Origin of the sequence: Miniphocaeibacter halophilus, from assembly GCF_016458825.1 — a bacterium.
GTDB classification, from domain to species: domain Bacteria; phylum Bacillota; class Clostridia; order Tissierellales; family Peptoniphilaceae; genus Miniphocaeibacter; species Miniphocaeibacter halophilus.
On sequence record NZ_CP066744.1, the window covers coordinates 232884 to 251785 of the forward strand.

Consider the following 18902-nt stretch of genomic DNA (forward strand, 5'->3'; position numbering starts at 1 on the left):
AAGGGAGGTAAATAAATGAATATAAGTCAATCTGTAAGAAAAAAAGATCATCGTGCAAAAATAGATGGTAGTGCAAAATATGTTGAAGACCTAAATATTGACGGAATGTTACAGGCAAGAGTACTCCGTTCTAAATATGCTAGAGCAAAAATTTTAAATATCAAAACACCTAGTTTACCTGAGGGTTATTTTATTGTAGATAAAAATGATGTTCCAGGTATTAATGAAGTACATATGGTAGAAGACGATACACCGGTTTTTGCTGACGGAATTGTAGAATTTATTGGGGATCCTATTTTAATGGTAGTTGGTCCGGATTTAAAAATAGTCGACGAACTACTAAATAAAATAGTTGTTGACTATGAAGTTCTAACTCCAGTTTTAGACCCTGAAAAATCAGATACCGCCTTTTTTGAATATGATTTTGGAAAAGGTGATGTTGAAGAAGCTTTTTCTAAAGCGGATAAGGTATATACTGAAACCTTTAGAACAGGTTACCAAGAACAGGCCTACTTAGAAGTTCAAGGTATGATTGGAGATTATCATGATGGAAAAGTTACTGTAAGAGGTTCTATGCAATGTCCTTACTATGTTCACGGTGCTGTTGCTAAGGCAATGGGCTTAGAGGCAAGAAAGGTACAAATTATTCAAGATGTTACCGGCGGAGGCTTTGGAGGTAAAGAGGATTATCCTTCTTTATTAGGTTGTCAATTAGCTGTTGCATCCCATAAAGCAAAAAAACCTGTTAGATGTATTTTTGAAAGAAGAGAGGACATGGAATTTACTACTAAAAGACATCCTTCTATTTCAAAATATAAGGTAGCTGTTAAAGACGGTAAGGTAACCGCTATGGATATAGATGTAATTTTTGATGGCGGTGCCTATACAACTTTATCTGCAGTAGTTCTTCAAAGGGGATTAATGTGCTCTAATGGAGTTTATAATGTTCCAAATTTAAAAGTTCATGGTAAGGCTGTAAAGACCAACACAACGCCTACTGGAGCCTACAGGGGTTTTGGTGCTCCACAAACCTTCTTTGCTGTTGAAACTATAATGAACAGAATTGCTAGAGATTTAAACATTGATGAAATAGACTTTAAGTTAGCCAATGTTGTAAAAGAAGGAGATTCTACATCTACTTCAGGAAAATTCCATTTCCACGTTCCTCTACCGGAAATGATGGAAAAAATACTGAAAAAATCAGATTATAGAAGAAAGAAGGAAGAATACAAAAATCAAACAGGTAGATACAGAAAAGGCATTGGATTTTCTTGGCATTTACATGGAGCAGGTTTTACCGGTTCAGCAGAAAGGGATTTAATTAAAGCTGAAGTTAAATTATTAAAACACGCAAACAATAAGGTGGAAATATTAGCATCTAATGCCGATATTGGTCAAGGACTTAAAACTACTTTTTCTAAAATAGTGGCTAATGAGCTTAATATTCCTTACGAGGAAATTTTAATTAACAATCCGGATACAGATAGAGTTCCTGACTCTGGACCTACTGTAGCTTCACGTTCCCTTATGGTTGTTGGAGAGCTTTTAAGAAGAGCTGCAATTAAATTAAGAAGCAATTGGATTGAAAACGAAGAACAGGTTATAATAGAAAATTTTAAAGAGCCGGATTTTGTTATACCTTTTGATATTAATGTTTTCCAAGGAGACGCTTATCCAACATATGCATGGGGTGCACAAATTATTGAACTGGAAATTGATACCTTAACAGGTGGCCATAAAGTAATAGGAGTTTGGTCCTCCTTTGATGTTGGTACACCAATAGATATGAATATAGTTGTTGGACAAATGGAGGGTGGACTTTTACAAGGTATTGGATATTCCCATATGGAAAATATGGATTATGACAATAAGGGTAGAATTAGAAATAATAGTTTTACCGACTATATAATTCCTACTGCTGCCGATATTCCATTCTTTGATGTAGATATGCATATTGTAGAATATCCGTTAGGACCTTATGGGGCAAAAGGAGCCGGAGAGCTACCTTTAGTAGGAGTTGCCAGTGCATATATAGAAGCTGTTGAAAATGCAACTAAATCAAACATTAATCATAACCCTATAACAATGGAAGAAACTTTAGTAGCATTTAAGGAGGCAAAATAATGAATAATACTATTAAATTTATTCTTGATGGAAAAAATGTAGAATATAATGGAAATCCTTCTGAAAGACTACTAGATGTACTTCGTAATTATTTTCATTCCACCGGTGTAAAATGTGGATGTAAAGAAGGCGAATGTGGTGCTTGTTCAGTTTTAATAGATGGAGTTTTAGCAAATTCCTGTATGCTTACTGTTGGAAGAATTGAAAACTGTGAAGTAATGACCATTGAAGGATTTAGTAAAACTAAAAAATTTGATGTAATAGATAAGGCCTATAGCTCTGTTGGAGCAGTCCAATGCGGTTTTTGTATTCCTGGAATGGTACTGGCTACAGAATACTTACTAAGTCAAAATCCAAATCCAACAGAAGAGGAAATAAGAGATGGTATTTCCGGAAATCTATGTCGTTGTACAGGCTATAATGCCATTGTAAGAGCTGTTGGTATTGCTGCAAAGGAAGGTGAAGGATTATGGTAAAAAACTATACACCTAAATCATTAGATGAAGCATTAGAATTAATGAAAAATAATGAGTTAGTTCCTTTTGCTGGTGGTACAGATTTAATGGTTAAAAATGATGAATCATTAAATTACATTTATTTATATAAAATACCTGAATTAAAAAAAGTATATAAGGAAGATTCCTACTTAAAATTAGGAGCAGCCTCTACTTTTACAGAATTAATTGAAAATAAATTAATACCTGAAATATTAAGAGATGCTTTAAAGAAAATTGCTGCACCGGCTATTCGAAATTTTGGAACAATTGGCGGTAATATTGGAAATGGTTCTTCTAAGGCAGATTCCGTTTTAATATTTATGGTTTTAGATGCATATATTAAAGTACAGTCTAAAAATAATGAAAGAGTAATTCCTATTAAAGATTTTTATAAGGGCAATAAGAAACTGGATTTAAATAAGGATGAATTAATTACAGAAATCTGGTTACCTGAAAAAGAATATACGAATTATGTCTATGAAAAAGTTGGAGCTAGACAGGCTTTAGCAATTTCAAGAGTTGATTTTGCAGGAATAATAGATATTGAGGACAATATTATTAAACACATTGCAGTAGCTATTGGTGCCATAGAGGATTTAATAATAAGAAGACCTGATATTGACAATCTACTAATTGGTAAAACAATTGAGGAAGCAAAGTCCTTAAAAGAAGAATATTTAAATAAATACAGTGAAGCTATTAATCCGAGAGCTGGAAGAGTTTCTGTAGAATATAGAAAAGATGTTTCTATGAATTTCTTAAATTACTTTTTAGAATCAAAGGGAATTTAGCATATTAAAAAATGTCCTATAAACTTTTTAAAGGTTTGTAGGACATTTTATTGTTTAATAAATCCATTAATTTACTTTTTTATTTTTCAAAATTTACTATGGACTTAGGAGTTTTTATTATATATTTTAATTAAAATCATAGATAGAAATTGTAATATATTTAATATTAGTAAGAAAAATAAAAACAACTCTATTCCAAGTATAATACTATTAATTCTAAAAATTCCTATTTTCCTAAAAATATAGATGGAAATAAATAATAATACTATTGTAAAAAATACTATTATTGAAGTTTTCATTACCCCGCCTATTGTTTTTTTAATATAACTTTTTTCCCTGTTATAAAAAATAATATTATAATAAATAAAATTTACAACAATTATAGATATACCAATTAAAAATACAAGAAATAATCTATTACTATCATATGCCTTTAAACCGGTATTAAAAATAGTAGTAAAAATTAAATAAAATAATATGCTGATTATTAAATTTAATATACATGGAATTATAAATAATTTTGTATTTGTATATATTTTTCTATTTTTCATTTTTGCTCTCCCAAATTTATATCTCTATATATTAATACGAATATAAATTGGAAAATGTTACAAAATATAAGAACTAAGTAATATTTTTATATTATTTGTAAATTACTACTAAATATCATATAGGGTATCGTAGTTTATTTGTCTATTAAACAACTCTTTAAATTTAGTATAGTCCCCTTTTCCTTCAGCCATAGCCCACATTAATTTAACAACTGTTGCTTCAATTGTCATATCAAAGGATTCTAAAATACTAAGTTCTCCCTTTAATCTCTGTCCAACTTCATAAACCATTAAATCCGAGCCTTCCATTGGAACCTGTGTTGTTATTACAATAATTTTATTTCCAGAATACTTTTTAGATAATTTAATGAACTTGTCAAAAATATGTTTTGGAATACCACCTACCCCGTAGGATTCAATAATAATACAGGTATAGTGTTCAAATATAAAATCTAAAATATCCCCTTCTATTGTTGGAATTAACTTTAATAAAAATACAGAATTGTTTAAATCAAAATAAAAATCCGGTCTATTTTGTTTTTCTTCATTCTGAATAAATCTAATAATTTTATTATCTTGAATTGTAGCTAAAACCGGATAATTTAAACTGGAAAAAGCATCGTAACTCTTTGTTTTTTCTTTTCTTCCTCTTGTTCCTGCAATTACCTTTCCATTAAAAACAATTACAACATTGTTGGACTTTTCACTACTTGCATATGTTATACTGTTGACTAAATTCATTTTAGCATCTGTTATTTCATTGCTTATGGATTTTTGTGCCCCTGTAATTACAATGGGTTTTCTAGAGTTTTGTATTAAGTAGGAAAGTGCTGCAGCTGTATAGGCTAAGGTATCGGTACCATGAGTTACTACAAAGCCATCATAATTTTCATAGTGTTTCTCAATTGTTTTAGCAATTAAAATCCAATTTTCCACTCTAATATCTGTACTATCTATATTTAATAAATCCAGTGTATCTATTTCCACACCTTCAAGTTTTATATTAAGATATTCTAATAGCTGAGTTGAGCTAATTCCTGGAACCAATCCATTCTCCGTTTTTATTGAAGCTATTGTCCCTCCAGTAGATATTATTAACACTCTTTTCATATTCTTTCTTTATTCCTCACTAAAATTCTATTTTTTTAGGAACTCGTTTTTCAAAAACGTAAACTCCCTTAAAGCCTAATTCCTTTAACATTTCACAGGCCTCAAACACCCCTTCTCCAATATCTTCTTTTCTATGGGCATCAGAACCTATTGTAATGATTTCTCCACCAAGTTCCCTATACCATTTTAGCACTTCTTTTTTTGGATGCATATAACTTAAACCCGCTCTTATTCCTGCAGTATTAACTTCTATACCCTTATTATTTTTAATAAGATACTTTAAAATTTCCTCAATAATATCCTTATATTCAATTATATTTGGTATTGTTTTATTACTTGGAGCGTATCTGTCAATATAGTCAATATGACCAAGTACATCGAAGTTTTTTGTACTTTCTACTGCTTTTAACATTTCTGTATAATATAATTTATACAAATCCCTTGGAGGATATTTATAAAATAATCTATCTAAAACAATATCTTGTTCCTTTAGAGAATGAATTGACCCAATAATAAAATCAAAGTCGAATTGACTTGTTATTTCATCATTTTTCTTTGCTGTTTCATATTGAATTCCTACTTCAATTCCATAAAGAACCTTAATTTTGTCCTTGTATTTTTCTTTTAATATTTTTACTTTTTCAAAATAGCCGGGTATATCTATACCGTCTTCATAATTATCTGTAACTTTTATTAAATCCATATGATCAGTTACGGCAATATATTTAAGATTTTTATTTATTGCAGCCTGAATATTTTCTTCAATTGGTGTTTTTGAGTCAAAAGAAAACTCTGAATGATTGTGTAAGTCTATCATATTCCCTCCTATGTTTAATCTATATTACAATTATACAATACTTATGTTAAATTAATTTAAACAAATAAATTTTATATAGAAATTTCTAAAGGACATAAAAATGACCATTCATAAGAATGGCCATTTGCTTTTACCAAACAGGTATAGTCAAATATTTATACTTGTCTATTTTCCCAACTCCAACTTTTGCAAATATCTCTTTTAATTTCCTACAAACTTCACCTTCATGACCGGTTCCAATTCTTCTATCATCTGCTTCAACAACTGCAGTAACCTCCATTGCAGTTCCGGAGAAGAACACCTCTTGGCTATTATATAATTCGGTTCTTGCTACAGATCTTTCAACAACTTCCATACCAAGTTCTTCTTTTGCTAGCTTCATTACTAAGGCCCTTGTTATTCCCTCTAAAATATCGTCTGATGGCGGTGGTGTAATAAGCTTGTCATTTTTAACAAAGAAGATATTTTCTCCAGGTCCTTCACAAACAAAACCTGCATTAGTTAAAAATATTGCTTCGTCATATCCCTTACTTATTACTTCTAGACCTGCTAAAGCTGAATTTAAATATCCTGCTGTAGCCTTTGTTCTTGGTGGTAAAGAAGTGTCTGAGATTCTTCTCCAACTGGAAACTGCAACTCTTAATTCATCCTTCCCGGAATATGAGTCAAGTGGTTGTGTATATATAATGATTCTGTCATCCATTTCCATTAAAGACGGTTTTAATGTTTCAGCACCCTTATATACAATTGGTCTTATATATGTAGTTGTTTTACAATTATTTGCTTTTAACAACTCAACTGTATAATCACATAATTCTTCAGATGTATAAGGAATTTTCATATTTAAACATTTACATGATTCTAAAAGTCTATCATAATGTTCCTTCATACAAAAACCATATAACTGCTCTTCCTCATCATCCCAGTAAGCCCTAATTCCTTCAAAGCAAGCTAAGCCATAATTAAATGCTTTAGATCTTATACTTATGCTTACAGATGATTCATCTACTATTTCTCCTTGATAAAATACTTTTTGTGTCATATAATCCTCCTGGTTCCTTTAGCATATTAAATTATTATGAATAATATCATATAACTTATTTATATATTTTGCAAGAATATAAAATTTTATATATTATTATTATACATCATGTTCCTATTCTTTTTAATAAAAACTACTAGTAATTTAAGTTTTTTAGTAATAAGTGATTATTCTTTACTATAGTTTTTTATATTAGCATATATATTTGTTTAGTAATATACGAAAATTTGATATAATGATAAAGAATAGGATTTATTTACTAATTACAATTTGGAGGTATATATGAAAATTATTAAAGGATATATATCTGAAATATTATTTAGAACAAAAAGAAATTTATTACAGTATATTTTATCATTGGTTATTCTTGCACTAATAATGACTTTTACCGCTTTTATCGGTTTGAAGATCATTGGTATACATAATACTTTATTAAAATCTCTTTTAGTTGGAATAGCAAGTATTCTTCCTGCAATTGGTTCAGGAATAATAATGATTCCATGGATAATAGTAAGATTATTGGCAAAAAATATAGAATTAGCAGGTCAACTGGCAATCGTATACATAATATTAATAATAGTAAAACAGGTATTGGAGCCATATATTAACGGGAGTAAGTACAGTATTAGACCGCTAATTACCATAGCTATTTTTCTCATAGGATATATATTTGGCAGACTTACAGGAGCAATAATAACTTCGTTTATATTGTTGATTATTGCCACATTATTTGAAGTTTTAGATATTCAAAATTATGCAAGATGGGCTAATAGAAGAAAAAGAAAAGAAAGAAGTATTTAACTTATTTCAAAGTAAAAATCCAACCTCTTAAGAGGTTGGATTTTATTTTAATTAATAACCAGGTTTGCCAAGTAATTTAAACATCTGTGTTTTATATTCTTCTACTCCCGGTTGATTAAATGGATTAACTTCCAATAAATAACCGGAAACAGCTACTGTAATTTCAAAGAAATACAATAATTCTCCTAAATTTTTTTCGTCTAATTTATCTATTTCAATTTTTATATTAGGTACCCCACCTTTTACATGGGCAACTACTGTACCTTCCATTGCTTTCTTATTTACATAGTCTACACTTTTTCCCGCTATATAATTTAGTCCATCTAAATTAGCTTCTTCTTCATTTATATTTAAATTCTTTTCAGGGTTTTCTATGGAAATTACCGTTTCAAAAATATTTCTAACTCCATCTTGTATCATTTGTCCCATTGAGTGTAAGTCGGTAGTAAAAATAGTTGATGCTGGAAATATTCCCTTTCCATCTTTTCCTTCAGATTCTCCAAAAAGCTGTTTCCACCATTCTGCTAAATATCTCATTTTTTCTTCATAGGACACTAAAATTTCAATAGCCTTGTTTTCATCATATAAGACTTCTCTTGCAGTAGCATATTGTAAAGCAATGTTGTCTTCAAAATTCTTTGTAGTATATTTTTTTCTACCAAGTCTTGCACCTTCCATTAACTCGTCAATATTAACTCCTGCTGCAGCTAATGGTAAAAGACCTACTGCTGTAAGAACTGAAAATCTTCCACCAACATCATCAGGTACAACAAAGCTTTCATATCCTACTTCATTAGCAAGTCCCTTTAAGGCCCCTTTTTCTTTATCTGTTGTAACATAAATTCTTTTAACGGATTCTTCTTTCCCATATTTCTTTTCAATAGCTTCCTTTAAAAATCTAAAAGCTACTGCCGGTTCTGTAGTAGTTCCGGATTTTGAAATAACATTAAGGCTGTAGTCCTTGTCTTTTAAATAATCCAATAGCTCTACCATATAGGTTGAGCTTAAGTGGTGACCTGCATATATTAATTCAACTCCATCTAATTTTCCAAAATATGGCTTTATTGCATTTTCTACAGCCTTAGTTCCTAAATAACTTCCACCTATTCCAATAACTACTAAGACCTCTGAATCCTTTTTAATTTTTTCTGCAGATTTTTTTATTCTGTCATATTCTTCCTTATTATAATTTTCCGGTAAATCTATCCAACCTAAAAAGTCATTTCCCTCACCGGTCTTACTAAGTAACTTGTCTAGTGCACCAAAAGATTTTTCCTTTATACTTTCAATTTTCTTTTCAATTCCGGAATTAGTTAAATCTAGCTTCACAGTCATTTTCGTCCTCCAATCTCTCTATTAGCATAATTGCTATATCATCCTCTTGTGCTCCCCATCTATAAGCAGAAACGGAGTTCACAATATTATCTAACATATTTCCTCTATTTTTTTTCATAACCTGTATTAGCCTATCTATTCCATAAAACTCATTAAAATAGTCCTTTGTTTCGGTTATTCCATCGGTATAAAATAAAATTTTATCTCCTATATTTAATTTTATTTTACTTTCTATATATTTACCTTTAGCAAAAATAAAGGAAATTGGCAATCCTGTACCTTCAATTAACTCTATTGAGCCATCTTCACTCATTTTTATAGGAACAGCATTATGTCCTGCATTTACATAAATAAATTCATTTTTACTTATGGTATAGACACCATAAAAAATTGTAAAGTACTTGTTGTCCTCTAAATTTAATTCTGCAAATCTTTTAGTTAACTCCCCTAATAATAAATTAGGTGTAATTGCTTTTTGACTTTTTACCAATGATCTTACGGTTTGTCTTATAAACATAGTTATTAAAGATGCCGATACTCCATGACCAACTACATCTGCAATATACAGACAAATAGTATCTTGGTCTAAAGAAATTATATCAAACATATCACCAGATAAAAATTGAGAAGGTATATAGCGATAATCGACACAAATACCATTATGATCTCCTTTATCGGGAAGTAAAGCTTTTTGTACATTTTTTGCATCATTTAATTCTTTTCTAGTTTGTTTTGCAACTTTCTCATAGCGTTTAATGGAAATTACCTCTATTGTTATATTTCTAAAACTTTCAACAATTGCAAAGACTTCTCCGTTTTCATTATATATAGGAGTGCTTCTAACTAAGTAAGTATCTCCTTCAAACTCTATGTTTTTACTGGAATAATATTTACTTTCAAACTCCGAAACTCTTGTACCTAATGGTATTCCTCTTTCAATATTATTTTCATCGTAACAATTTTCTCCCTCATTGTTTCCATTTGAGTCAATCATTACTTCATTTTCATAGAGTATTATTCCACTAGGGTCTATAATTCTTATCCAGTCAGGTAAATAGTCACTAATTCTCTTATTGTTGGCTTTCAAAACCGAATTAATAGTTTTTACATTATTTTTCTTTCCAAACATTCCTTCCCTCTTATCTTTGTGGTCGAGGCCCGTAAAATTGGTAATAGTCCACCTTTATTCTTCCATTATACAATTTTCTTTTCCTATCTGCCTTTTTACCGTATAATTTTTCAAATTTTTCATTATTAGTAATTAAGTAAACAGACCAAGTGGGAAAATCTTTGAATTTTTTTCCAAGATCCCTATATAGTTTTTCTATTTCCTTTTGTTCTCCCATCCTTTCACCATAAGGTGGGTTTGTAATTACTACACCGTAATTATCAAGTAGATCTACATCTCGCATATCCTTCATAAAAAATTGTATATCTTCATTTACACCAATATTTTCAGCATTATCCCTTGCTCTTAAAATTGATCTTTTATCTGTATCCGAGCCGAGTAAATGAAGTTTAACCTTATGGTCTATTTTTCCAAGGGCAATCTTCCTATGTTTTTTGTAAATATCTTTTCCAATAATAGGCCACTCTTGAGAAATAAACTCCCTATCAATTCCCGGAGCAATGTTTTTCCCTATCATTGCTGCTTCAATTAATATAGTTCCAGAGCCACAAAATGGATCATATAGGGTTCTGTCCGGATTCCAATAGGACAACTTTATCATTGCTGCAGCTAAAGTTTCCTTTAGAGGAGCATCTCCTGCTCTATCCCTGTAACCTCTTTTGTGTAGACCTTCTCCGGAAGTATCTATTGTTAATGTTGCAATATCCTTTAATAAACTAACTTCTATTTTATATTTAGGACCATTTTCTTCAAACCAGTCTATCTTATATACGGACTTTAGTCTTTCTACTATGGCTTTTTTAACTATTGCTTGGCTGTCTGAAATACTAAATAATTTTGACTTCAAACTTTTACCATCAACTGGAAACTCTCCATTTTCCGGAATAATATTTTCCCATGGAAGAGCCTTGGTCCTTTCAAATAATTCATCAAAAGTTAAAGCTTTAAATTCACCAAACTTTATTAAAACTCTTTCAGCACATCGTAGATTTATATTTAAATTAGCAATATCCTCTTCATTGCCTTCTATTTCTACCTTACCATCTGTTACTTTAATATTTTCATATCCTAGATCCTGTAATTCTCTCTTTACTACAGCTTCTAATCCAAAAGTTGTAGTAGCTATGATTTTAAAATACATGCTTCACATCCTTATCTTATAACAATTATAACAAAATATCAGAAAATTATAACTTTAAATGTTATTTTATATTAAATTTAGGTATATATATTACTGTAAGTTAAAAAATTTTTAAGGAGGATTTTATTAATGAATATAGGCGAATTATATCAATCAGCAGACTGGAAAGGTGAAAAACACGTTCCGGCAATAGATGCTCCAGCATCTGTAAAAGCAGGAGAAGAATTTGAAGTATTGGTTCAAGTAGGAAAGGAAATTGAACATCCTAATACTTTTGAACATCATATTGTATGGATTAAATTATATTATTTACCAGAAGGAGCAAAATTACCAATAGAAATTGGTGACTATAATTTCTCAGCACATGGAGAAGGAGAAGCACTAACTTCACCAAAAGTTTCTACAAAATTAAAATTAGCTAAAGGTGGAAAATTAATTTCTACATCTTACTGTAATATTCACGGTTTATGGACTAGTGAAGTGGACATTAAAGTTGAAGCTTAAATATTAAAAAGAAATGCATCTATGATAAATTAATATCGTAGATGCATTTTTACATAAATTTATATTTTACTCTTTTCAGTAACAATTTTAACTTCTTTGAAAATATTTCTAGAATAAATAGTTATTAGTATCGATATAAAAGCTATTACCATAATTATTATAACAGCCCATTTTCCTATTATAAGTTTTCCTAGCATACCATAAACTATTTGTCCTAAGGGCATTGCCAACATTGAAATCATCATCATAAAGGACATAACTCGTCCCATTATTTCCTTATCTGTAATTAATTGTACAAAAGAAATCAATTGAATAGAAACCATGGTAAATATTCCTTCTAATAGAGTTATTAGTGCTACCATAATCCAAAAAGAAGTAAGATTATTATATATACCTGAGTATGGTATTACCAATAATAGAAATATAAAACTACTTATAAGCAACATCTTTATAATATTATTTCCATTTATTTTTGATAGTAGGGTAGATACTGCTATACTTCCACTAAGTCCTCCAATAGCAAATAAGGTATTCATTACTCCATATAATTCATCTCCTATTGACCAACCTACTCTTACTGTATAAGGTAGAACTACAATTGTAAATGACGATATAACCATATTTAGTAAAAATGTTACAAGACAAATTCTTACTATAAGCATATTATCCTTTAAATAGACAAGAGTTTCCTTAGTGTCTTCAACAACTATATTTACAGGAGAACTACCGGTTTTTTTACTTTCTTTTTGTTTAATAGTTAAAAATATTTCACAAATTACAGCTATTAAAAAGAATAGACCACTAACAATAAATATATTATAGGCCTTATTAAAATTGTAAATAATTCCTGCTAATACAGGGGCTAAAATATTGGATAGCATGGCTACCGAATTTATTATTCCATTGGCTTTAGGTATTTGTTCTTCTTTACATACTAAGGGAATTGCCGATTGTACAACAGGAGTCTCAAAAGAAGATACTACTCCTAAAATTATGGAAATTATTCCCATAATTAATATGGTATTTCCCTTTACAACCCCGATTGCTATTGCCAATACCATTATTAAATAACTAAAATCCATAACTATCATCAGTTTTTTCTTTGGCAATCTATCAGCAACAATCCCTCCAAAAGGTAAGAATATAATTCTCGATATCATCGATAAGGACAAAACCAAGCTAAATATTCCCATAGAGCCGGTTTTGTCAAGAACATAAAGGGATATTGCAAATTGTGAAATAGCTGTTCCAAAAACCGAAAACAACTGACTTCCTACTAAAAATATAAAATTTTTATTTAATAATTTCATTATTCCACCTCTAAACTCTTAATCTTATTATACATACTTATTGTAGATATTAAACCACAAATTAGAATTATAAGTGCGAATACAAAAAGTAAATTTATTGATTCTGTACCTAATAAATTGCTAACTATACTGCCTATAATAACCGATGTAACAATTAATAAGGCTGTTGATTTTTTTAACCAACCTATTAATAAGGAAATTATCCCTCCACTTATTATGAAAATAATGGATAAAATAATCATAGGTGTTTTAGATAATAATATTTCAACTGAAAGCTTGTCCATCATGACATTAAATGTATTATTAAACAAGGTAAATAAGACTATAATTAATATTGTCGATATTAAAAAACCTATTATAGAAGATAAATTTACTAAAATAAGCTTACTAAAAAATATTTTCCCCCTATTTACAGGATAGGCCAAGGTTAAAAAAACATTGTCATAATTATATGATTCTAATACAAATTTACTATACATAACTGCAGTTAAACAAATATAGGACACTGTTTCTATTGTTATAATCACGGTTAATATTAAACCACTACTCAAAGTCTCCTCTGCAGAAGGAGCCTCCATATATTGTACAGCTACAAGTAAGGCTGTAAGTAAAAATGTAGCAATAAATATACCTATATTTGCCATTATATAGGGTTTATAAGAATATTTTCGTAATTCTAAGTTAATATACTTCATAATTTTTCTCCATTTTTTCTATAATATAATCTTCAAATTTTTCCCCATTTACCCTTAATAAATTTTCTATTGTGTCTTCCAATATTAAATTCCCATTATTCAATATTCCTACTCTATCTGCTATTTTTTCTACTTCTGCCAAAATATGACTGGACATTAAAATAGTTACTCCTTTTTTTCTTATCTCCTTAAATAAATATCTTAAATCCTTAATTCCCTTAGGATCCAATCCATTTAAGGGTTCATCTATGATTAATAACTTAGGTTCATGAATCAATGCTCTCGCTAGAGAAAGTCTTTGTTTCATTCCTAGCGAATAATTTTTAGTTATTGTCTTATTTGAATAAGATAAGCCGACATTTTCCAAGGAAAATCTTATTTTATCCTTTCTGCAATTCATATAGTCACAATGTATTTCTAAATTTTCCCTGGCTGTTAAATGTTCATAAAATTTAGGCTCATTAATATTTAATCCTAATTCCTTAAAATATTCATTTTTATAATCCAATATATTTTTACCTAAAAGTTCTATTTCCCCCATTGTTGCCTTCATTAATCCCGTTAGTATTTTAAAAAGAGTTGACTTTCCTGCCCCGTTTTTTCCTACTAAGACATATATTTCTCCTCTTCTTAAAGTTAAGTTTATATCTTTTAAAACTTCATTACTCTTAAAAGATTTAACTAGATTTCTACAACTTAAAATTTCATTCATTTACTGCCTCCTTCTTAAATTCCATTTGTATGTTTATATTAGTAAATATAAGTAAATTAAAGATTTAAGATACTATGGTATGTTAGATTCCAAAAAAAAATAATAATTTATTAAAAATATTTTCTGCTCAAGCTTTGATTTTAAGTCATATAATTTAAAAAAATCAATTAAAATTACAAATTCAAAATATATAAGACCTAGTTACATACCTAGGTATGTTAATTATTAAAAAAAATAGTTTAACTATTTTTTTTTAATAAAATCGTAAAGATTTTCTGCATCTTTAATTATTTCATCTGTAAATATTGGAACTCCCATACTCTCCAACATATCCCTTGAAAAATTCATTTTACGCATAAAGTCTTTCTTGGTAAATTCTGTAAGAAATATTCCAATACGCATATTTAAATATAAAAGTGTAATTTCTGCTATTTCCCTTGGATAATTTGTTTCTATTGAACCATCTTCTATTCCTTTACGGATTATTCTTTCAACTTCTTCTGCAGAATCCAATACATGAAAAAATTCTTTTCCTACAAGCTCCGGACTTTTTAAAGAAACTTGTGCAGAGTAAATTATAGCTTGAATATTATGAGATTGTAAGGATAGTCTAAACATATTCCTTAAATCTTCCAAACCATTTTTACCGGGCTTTAATTCCTCCATTTTTTTGCCCACCCTATCTTCAAATAGATTTAACAAAATATCCATCTTTGATTTAAAATGATGATATATTGCCCCTTTTGTCATACCAATTTCACTAACAATATCTGCAATAGTAGTTTCATCATATCCATTTTCCAGAAATAATTTTTCTGCCGCCCTTAATATTTTATATTTAGTTCTTTCTGCATCTCTTTCCTTCATAAATATCACCTAACATACTTCGGTATCTTAATTCTACTATATTAATATTTTTTGTCAATAAAAAATCCACATATATGTGAATTCATATATATGTGGATTTCCTTATTTATTTTTGTTTTCCCTATTTACTTTTATATTCCTTCTCATTTTTAAATATGTTCCTATTATAAAACCTGCTATACCAGGTATTAATCCATAATATAGTGAAGTAGAATCATATCCTACTCCTTTAAAAACCACTATTGGTAATAATATTCCGGCAACAGGATACATTATTAGAAATAAATATTTCATCATCCTACCAAATAGACTAGATATTAAATTAGTAAGAAAAGCACTTATTGGTAACAAAATATAGAAAAAAATAGTAGTAAATGCTTTTTCATATCCTTGTCCTAATAATTTACCGGAAACTATTATAATAATAATCAAAGTTATAAAATAAATAAAAAGCAATTTGTCAATATTTGTTTTTTTGTTCAAATTAACCATCCTAACTAAAATTTTTATTTATTATATTATAACCCTAAATAATTATTATAACTAGCCAATTAAAGACTTCACTTCTAAAAACTCCTTAAAACCAAATATTCCTGCTTCCCTTCCCAGTCCTGACTGCTTATATCCTCCAAAAGGTAAATAGGCATCGGAGGAATCTTTATTAATATAAACTTCTCCGGAATTAATTTCCCTTGCTACCTTTTGAGCTATTTCATCTTTACCATATACCCCAGCTGATAGTCCATAAATAGTATCATTGGCTATTTCAATGGCTTCTTCTATGTTTTCAACCTCAATTATTGAAAGAACCGGACCAAATATTTCCTCTCTTGCAATGGTCATATTATTATTTACCTTGTCAAATATTACAGGCTTTATAAAATATCCATTTTCATATTCTCTAGGAATTTCACCTAAAATTATATTTGCCCCTTCTTCAATTCCAAGTTCAATATATTTTTTTACCTTCTTAAACTGTTTTTCACTTACTAAGGGTCCTACATTAGTATTAATATCTTTAGGATTACCTACTACTAATTTTGAGTACTGTTTTATTATTTCTGCTATAACCTCATCTTTAACATCTTTAATTACAATTGCCCTTGAAAATGCTACGCAGGTTTGACCACAATTTCCAAATAAAGATGTGAAGATTCTTTTTACACCAATTTCTATATTACTATTATCTAAAAATATAGCCGGTGATTTTCCACCTAATTCAAGGGTTATTTTCTTTACGGTATTTAAGGCAGTCTTGGCTACTTCCTTACCACCTTCAGTTGAACCGGTAAAGGAAACTTTATTAACAAGTTTATGTTCTGCTAAAACATTCCCTACTTCTCTTCCTTTTCCAGTTACTAAATTCAAAACGCCTTTAGGTAGACCTGCTTCATGTAAACCCTCAACTATATAGTAGGATGTTAAAGGAGCAATTTGACTAGGCTTTAATACAACTGTACAGCCGGAAAGAATTGCTGGCACTATCTTTTGAATAATTTGCCCCATAGGAAAATTCCACGGCGTTAAACAAGCTACTACTCCTACAGGTTCATATCTTACCCTGCCAACTCCCAATTCCTCTTCAAATTTAAAATTTTTTGCAATATTAATATAGGCATTAATTCTATTTATATTATTCCGAACTTGGTTGTTTTGTGCAAAATTAACAGGGGAACCTTGTTCTTCAGTAATTATATTTGCAATTTTTTCTAAATTATTTTCTATATATTCTTTGAACTTTTCAATAATTTCTATTCTTTCCTCGATACTTGTGTTCTTCCAAGTTTTAAATGCTTCAAAAGCTGCATTAACTGCATTATTTACATCTTCTGAATTTCCCCTTGGGACTTTTCCTATAATTTTTCTATTTGAAGGATTCTCAACTTCAATATATTCATTTGAATTAGCTTTTACAAATTGACCATTAATATATAGTTTATTATAATCCATTAAAAATACCCCCTTCTAATATATTTATATCCGTTTAGAAGGGAGTACTAACTTTATTAATCTTTTTATTGTATTTTTATATCTCCAGATACTGTCTTTACAGTCATTTTACTACTGGATTTTCCTATTATATTCTTATAGCTCTTACCTATATTGTTTTTTATTCCCTTTTCATCTCTAATGAAAATATCCCCTGATACTGTTGAAATATCTACAATGTAATTCATATTTTCCACTCTTCCCTTTACATCTCCTGAAACGGAATTGACTGAAAAATTATTTGAATTTACCAAGTCGAATTTAAAATCCCCAGACACTGTATCAATATTAACTTCCGGTGTATCTGCTGCTATTGAAATATCTCCTGACATAGTATTAATATTAATACTATTTTTAACACCTTTTACAAGAATATCTCCTGAAGCGGAATTTCCTTTAAAAGTACTTCCTAAACTTTCTAAATCAAGGTCTCCACTAGCAGAGAAAAAATTAACATTATTTTTATTTACATATATTTTAGCATCTCCACTTTCAGAGCTAACACTTATGTTTGCTTCATTTCCAATTGGTAATTTTATATATATTTCTTTAACAGGGCTTTTAACTCCAAAAGAAAAATATTTATTAATATCGAACTTACTTGCATTATATGTTCCAACTTTTAATGTTGTTCCTTCTTTTAATATTGTAAAATCATATTCTTCATCTATGGCAGTATGGGTTACTTCAATATAATCTTCATTATGGTTTTCAATAAACACATCTGTATTAGCAACTTTTACTTCTATTCTATGGATAGGAGTATCTATTTTTTCATTATCCATAATTAAATCTGTAGAATCGTAAACAGTTTTTTCTTTCTTTGAAAATAAATTACCAACCTTATCTGCTATATCGGTAAAAAATTCTCCATTAAAATTTTCGAAAATATTTCCTTTTTTATTTTCATTAAAAAGTCCTTCTTCTTTAAATCCTTCGTATATTTCCCTAGGACTTCCTAATGAGCGAGAAATTTCCTCTTCTGTTTTGCCTTCTTCTTTTCCGGATCTAAAATGTTCCTCATAATCTAACTTTATTTCCCTATATACAGCTGAATCTACGTTTCTAAAATAGTAATCTAGAAGCTCCATAAATTCTTTTTCATTCATTATTTCTCCTCCTCTAAAATCATCTTAACCCCATTAACCAGTTCATTCCAATCTTCATAGGATTTCTTAAGATATTCTTTGCCTGTTTCTGTAATTTTATAATATTTTCTTTGCGGTCCTGTTTGAGATTCTTTATAATAAGTTGCTACATATCCATCTTTTGATAATCTTCTAAGCATGGGATAAATAGTTCCTTCCGACATTTTTATAAATTCTGTTAAGGAATCAACTATTTCATAGCCATAAGAATCTTTTCTATTTATAATTGCCAGTACACATAATTCAAGGACACCTTTCTTTAATTGGGTATTCATTTTACCAGCTCCTTAACACTATTATAAAACAAGGTACTGTATAATGCAAGATACCTGTTAAATA

The 18902-nt window shown here is 29.3% G+C and carries 20 protein-coding genes; 5 read left to right on the forward strand and 15 right to left on the reverse strand.

Going from position 1 to position 18902, the window contains the following annotated elements:
- The first annotated feature begins 15 nt into the window (after positions 1 to 15).
- The 3 genes from JFY71_RS01165 to JFY71_RS01175 are packed head-to-tail and all read left to right on the forward strand — an operon-like array spanning position 16 to position 3412.
- Positions 16 to 2124: a xanthine dehydrogenase family protein molybdopterin-binding subunit gene (locus JFY71_RS01165; protein ID WP_243661221.1), complete on the forward strand. Its 2109-nt coding sequence runs from the start codon at positions 16 to 18 to the stop codon at positions 2122 to 2124.
- The gene (locus JFY71_RS01170) at positions 2124 to 2600 is read left to right on the forward strand and encodes a (2Fe-2S)-binding protein (RefSeq protein ID WP_243661222.1); all 477 of its coding nucleotides are present in this window, start codon (positions 2124 to 2126) and stop codon (positions 2598 to 2600) included. The genes JFY71_RS01165 and JFY71_RS01170 overlap by 1 nt, the downstream gene beginning before the upstream one ends.
- The gene (locus JFY71_RS01175; RefSeq protein ID WP_243661223.1) at positions 2594 to 3412 is read left to right on the forward strand and encodes an FAD binding domain-containing protein; all 819 of its coding nucleotides are present in this window, start codon (positions 2594 to 2596) and stop codon (positions 3410 to 3412) included. Before JFY71_RS01170 ends, JFY71_RS01175 begins: the two co-directional genes overlap by 7 nt.
- A gap of 104 nt (positions 3413 to 3516) precedes the next feature.
- Here JFY71_RS01175 and JFY71_RS01180 read toward each other — a convergent pair whose 3' ends face one another.
- From JFY71_RS01180 to JFY71_RS01195, 4 genes are all read right to left on the reverse strand, one after another.
- On the reverse strand, positions 3517 to 3963 hold the full coding sequence (locus tag JFY71_RS01180; protein WP_243661224.1) for a hypothetical protein: 447 nt from the start codon (positions 3961 to 3963) through the stop codon (positions 3517 to 3519).
- Positions 3964 to 4071: 108 nt separating this feature from the next.
- A complete protein-coding gene (locus JFY71_RS01185) occupies positions 4072 to 5073 on the reverse strand; it encodes an asparaginase (protein WP_243661225.1) in 1002 nt (333 codons plus the stop codon).
- A 19-nt stretch (positions 5074 to 5092) separates the two neighbouring features.
- Positions 5093 to 5890: a histidinol-phosphatase HisJ family protein gene (locus JFY71_RS01190; RefSeq protein WP_243661226.1), complete on the reverse strand. Its 798-nt coding sequence runs from the start codon at positions 5888 to 5890 to the stop codon at positions 5093 to 5095.
- A 130-nt stretch (positions 5891 to 6020) separates the two neighbouring features.
- On the reverse strand, positions 6021 to 6932 hold the full coding sequence (locus tag JFY71_RS01195; protein ID WP_243661227.1) for a branched-chain amino acid transaminase: 912 nt from the start codon (positions 6930 to 6932) through the stop codon (positions 6021 to 6023).
- A gap of 282 nt (positions 6933 to 7214) precedes the next feature.
- Here JFY71_RS01195 and JFY71_RS01200 point away from each other — a divergent pair, with 282 nt between their 5' ends.
- Complete coding sequence (locus JFY71_RS01200; protein ID WP_243661228.1) at positions 7215 to 7733, forward strand: AI-2E family transporter; 519 nt, start codon at positions 7215 to 7217, stop codon at positions 7731 to 7733.
- 51 nt (positions 7734 to 7784) lie between these two features.
- On the opposite strand, the gene JFY71_RS01205 is transcribed toward JFY71_RS01200, so the two are convergent.
- Genes JFY71_RS01205 through JFY71_RS01215 form a run of 3 tightly spaced genes read right to left on the reverse strand, consistent with a single transcriptional unit; the run spans position 7785 to position 11338 of the window.
- On the reverse strand, positions 7785 to 9062 hold the full coding sequence (locus JFY71_RS01205) for a glucose-6-phosphate isomerase (protein WP_420846435.1): 1278 nt from the start codon (positions 9060 to 9062) through the stop codon (positions 7785 to 7787).
- Complete coding sequence (locus tag JFY71_RS01210) at positions 9043 to 10197, reverse strand: PP2C family protein-serine/threonine phosphatase (RefSeq protein WP_243661230.1); 1155 nt, start codon at positions 10195 to 10197, stop codon at positions 9043 to 9045. The genes JFY71_RS01205 and JFY71_RS01210 overlap by 20 nt, the downstream gene beginning before the upstream one ends.
- A gap of 10 nt (positions 10198 to 10207) precedes the next feature.
- Positions 10208 to 11338, reverse strand: a complete 1131-nt coding sequence (locus JFY71_RS01215; protein WP_243661231.1) for a THUMP domain-containing class I SAM-dependent RNA methyltransferase — start codon at positions 11336 to 11338, stop codon at positions 10208 to 10210.
- Positions 11339 to 11467: 129 nt separating this feature from the next.
- Here JFY71_RS01215 and JFY71_RS01220 point away from each other — a divergent pair, with 129 nt between their 5' ends.
- Positions 11468 to 11842, forward strand: coding sequence for a class II SORL domain-containing protein (locus tag JFY71_RS01220; protein ID WP_243661232.1), 375 nt, complete (start codon positions 11468 to 11470; stop codon positions 11840 to 11842).
- Positions 11843 to 11901: 59 nt separating this feature from the next.
- Here the strand turns inward: JFY71_RS01220 and JFY71_RS01225 are convergent, their stop codons facing one another.
- The 8 genes from JFY71_RS01225 to JFY71_RS01260 form a co-directional block, all read right to left on the reverse strand.
- A complete protein-coding gene (locus tag JFY71_RS01225) occupies positions 11902 to 13152 on the reverse strand; it encodes an MFS transporter (RefSeq protein WP_243661233.1) in 1251 nt (416 codons plus the stop codon).
- Positions 13152 to 13847, reverse strand: a complete 696-nt coding sequence (locus tag JFY71_RS01230; RefSeq protein ID WP_243661234.1) for a hypothetical protein — start codon at positions 13845 to 13847, stop codon at positions 13152 to 13154. The genes JFY71_RS01225 and JFY71_RS01230 overlap by 1 nt, the downstream gene beginning before the upstream one ends.
- The gene (locus JFY71_RS01235; protein ID WP_243661235.1) at positions 13834 to 14559 is read right to left on the reverse strand and encodes an ABC transporter ATP-binding protein; all 726 of its coding nucleotides are present in this window, start codon (positions 14557 to 14559) and stop codon (positions 13834 to 13836) included. The genes JFY71_RS01230 and JFY71_RS01235 overlap by 14 nt, the downstream gene beginning before the upstream one ends.
- 243 nt (positions 14560 to 14802) lie before the next feature.
- Positions 14803 to 15426, reverse strand: coding sequence for a TetR/AcrR family transcriptional regulator (locus JFY71_RS01240; RefSeq protein WP_243661236.1), 624 nt, complete (start codon positions 15424 to 15426; stop codon positions 14803 to 14805).
- Between the two features lie 102 nt (positions 15427 to 15528).
- Positions 15529 to 15909, reverse strand: coding sequence for a hypothetical protein (locus tag JFY71_RS01245; protein WP_243661237.1), 381 nt, complete (start codon positions 15907 to 15909; stop codon positions 15529 to 15531).
- 60 nt (positions 15910 to 15969) lie between these two features.
- Positions 15970 to 17376 (reverse strand): aldehyde dehydrogenase family protein, encoded by a 1407-nt coding sequence (locus JFY71_RS01250; protein WP_243661238.1) that lies wholly within the window; start codon positions 17374 to 17376, stop codon positions 15970 to 15972.
- 65 nt (positions 17377 to 17441) lie between these two features.
- A complete protein-coding gene (locus JFY71_RS01255) occupies positions 17442 to 18524 on the reverse strand; it encodes a DUF4097 family beta strand repeat-containing protein (protein ID WP_243661239.1) in 1083 nt (360 codons plus the stop codon).
- On the reverse strand, positions 18524 to 18838 hold the full coding sequence (locus JFY71_RS01260; protein ID WP_243661240.1) for a PadR family transcriptional regulator: 315 nt from the start codon (positions 18836 to 18838) through the stop codon (positions 18524 to 18526). Before JFY71_RS01260 ends, JFY71_RS01255 begins: the two co-directional genes overlap by 1 nt.
- Between the last annotated feature and the right edge of the window lie 64 nt (positions 18839 to 18902).

What these genes read in the sequence shown, in the direction of transcription:
- JFY71_RS01165 (WP_243661221.1), top strand. Translation starts at nt 16, where the DNA reads ATGAATATAAGTCAATCTGTAAGAAAAAAAGATCATCGTGCAAAAATA.
- JFY71_RS01170 (WP_243661222.1), top strand. Translation starts at nt 2,124, where the DNA reads ATGAATAATACTATTAAATTTATTCTTGATGGAAAAAATGTAGAATAT.
- JFY71_RS01175 (WP_243661223.1), top strand. Translation starts at nt 2,594, where the DNA reads ATGGTAAAAAACTATACACCTAAATCATTAGATGAAGCATTAGAATTA.
- JFY71_RS01180 (WP_243661224.1), bottom strand. Translation starts at nt 3,963, where the DNA reads ATGAAAAATAGAAAAATATATACAAATACAAAATTATTTATAATTCCA.
- JFY71_RS01185 (WP_243661225.1), bottom strand. Translation starts at nt 5,073, where the DNA reads ATGAAAAGAGTGTTAATAATATCTACTGGAGGGACAATAGCTTCAATA.
- JFY71_RS01190 (WP_243661226.1), bottom strand. Translation starts at nt 5,890, where the DNA reads ATGATAGACTTACACAATCATTCAGAGTTTTCTTTTGACTCAAAAACA.
- JFY71_RS01195 (WP_243661227.1), bottom strand. Translation starts at nt 6,932, where the DNA reads ATGACACAAAAAGTATTTTATCAAGGAGAAATAGTAGATGAATCATCT.
- JFY71_RS01200 (WP_243661228.1), top strand. Translation starts at nt 7,215, where the DNA reads ATGAAAATTATTAAAGGATATATATCTGAAATATTATTTAGAACAAAA.
- JFY71_RS01210 (WP_243661230.1), bottom strand. Translation starts at nt 10,197, where the DNA reads ATGTTTGGAAAGAAAAATAATGTAAAAACTATTAATTCGGTTTTGAAA.
- JFY71_RS01215 (WP_243661231.1), bottom strand. Translation starts at nt 11,338, where the DNA reads ATGTATTTTAAAATCATAGCTACTACAACTTTTGGATTAGAAGCTGTA.
- JFY71_RS01220 (WP_243661232.1), top strand. Translation starts at nt 11,468, where the DNA reads ATGAATATAGGCGAATTATATCAATCAGCAGACTGGAAAGGTGAAAAA.
- JFY71_RS01225 (WP_243661233.1), bottom strand. Translation starts at nt 13,152, where the DNA reads ATGAAATTATTAAATAAAAATTTTATATTTTTAGTAGGAAGTCAGTTG.
- JFY71_RS01230 (WP_243661234.1), bottom strand. Translation starts at nt 13,847, where the DNA reads ATGAAGTATATTAACTTAGAATTACGAAAATATTCTTATAAACCCTAT.
- JFY71_RS01235 (WP_243661235.1), bottom strand. Translation starts at nt 14,559, where the DNA reads ATGAATGAAATTTTAAGTTGTAGAAATCTAGTTAAATCTTTTAAGAGT.
- JFY71_RS01240 (WP_243661236.1), bottom strand. Translation starts at nt 15,426, where the DNA reads ATGAAGGAAAGAGATGCAGAAAGAACTAAATATAAAATATTAAGGGCG.
- JFY71_RS01250 (WP_243661238.1), bottom strand. Translation starts at nt 17,376, where the DNA reads ATGGATTATAATAAACTATATATTAATGGTCAATTTGTAAAAGCTAAT.
- JFY71_RS01255 (WP_243661239.1), bottom strand. Translation starts at nt 18,524, where the DNA reads ATGAATGAAAAAGAATTTATGGAGCTTCTAGATTACTATTTTAGAAAC.
- JFY71_RS01260 (WP_243661240.1), bottom strand. Translation starts at nt 18,838, where the DNA reads ATGAATACCCAATTAAAGAAAGGTGTCCTTGAATTATGTGTACTGGCA.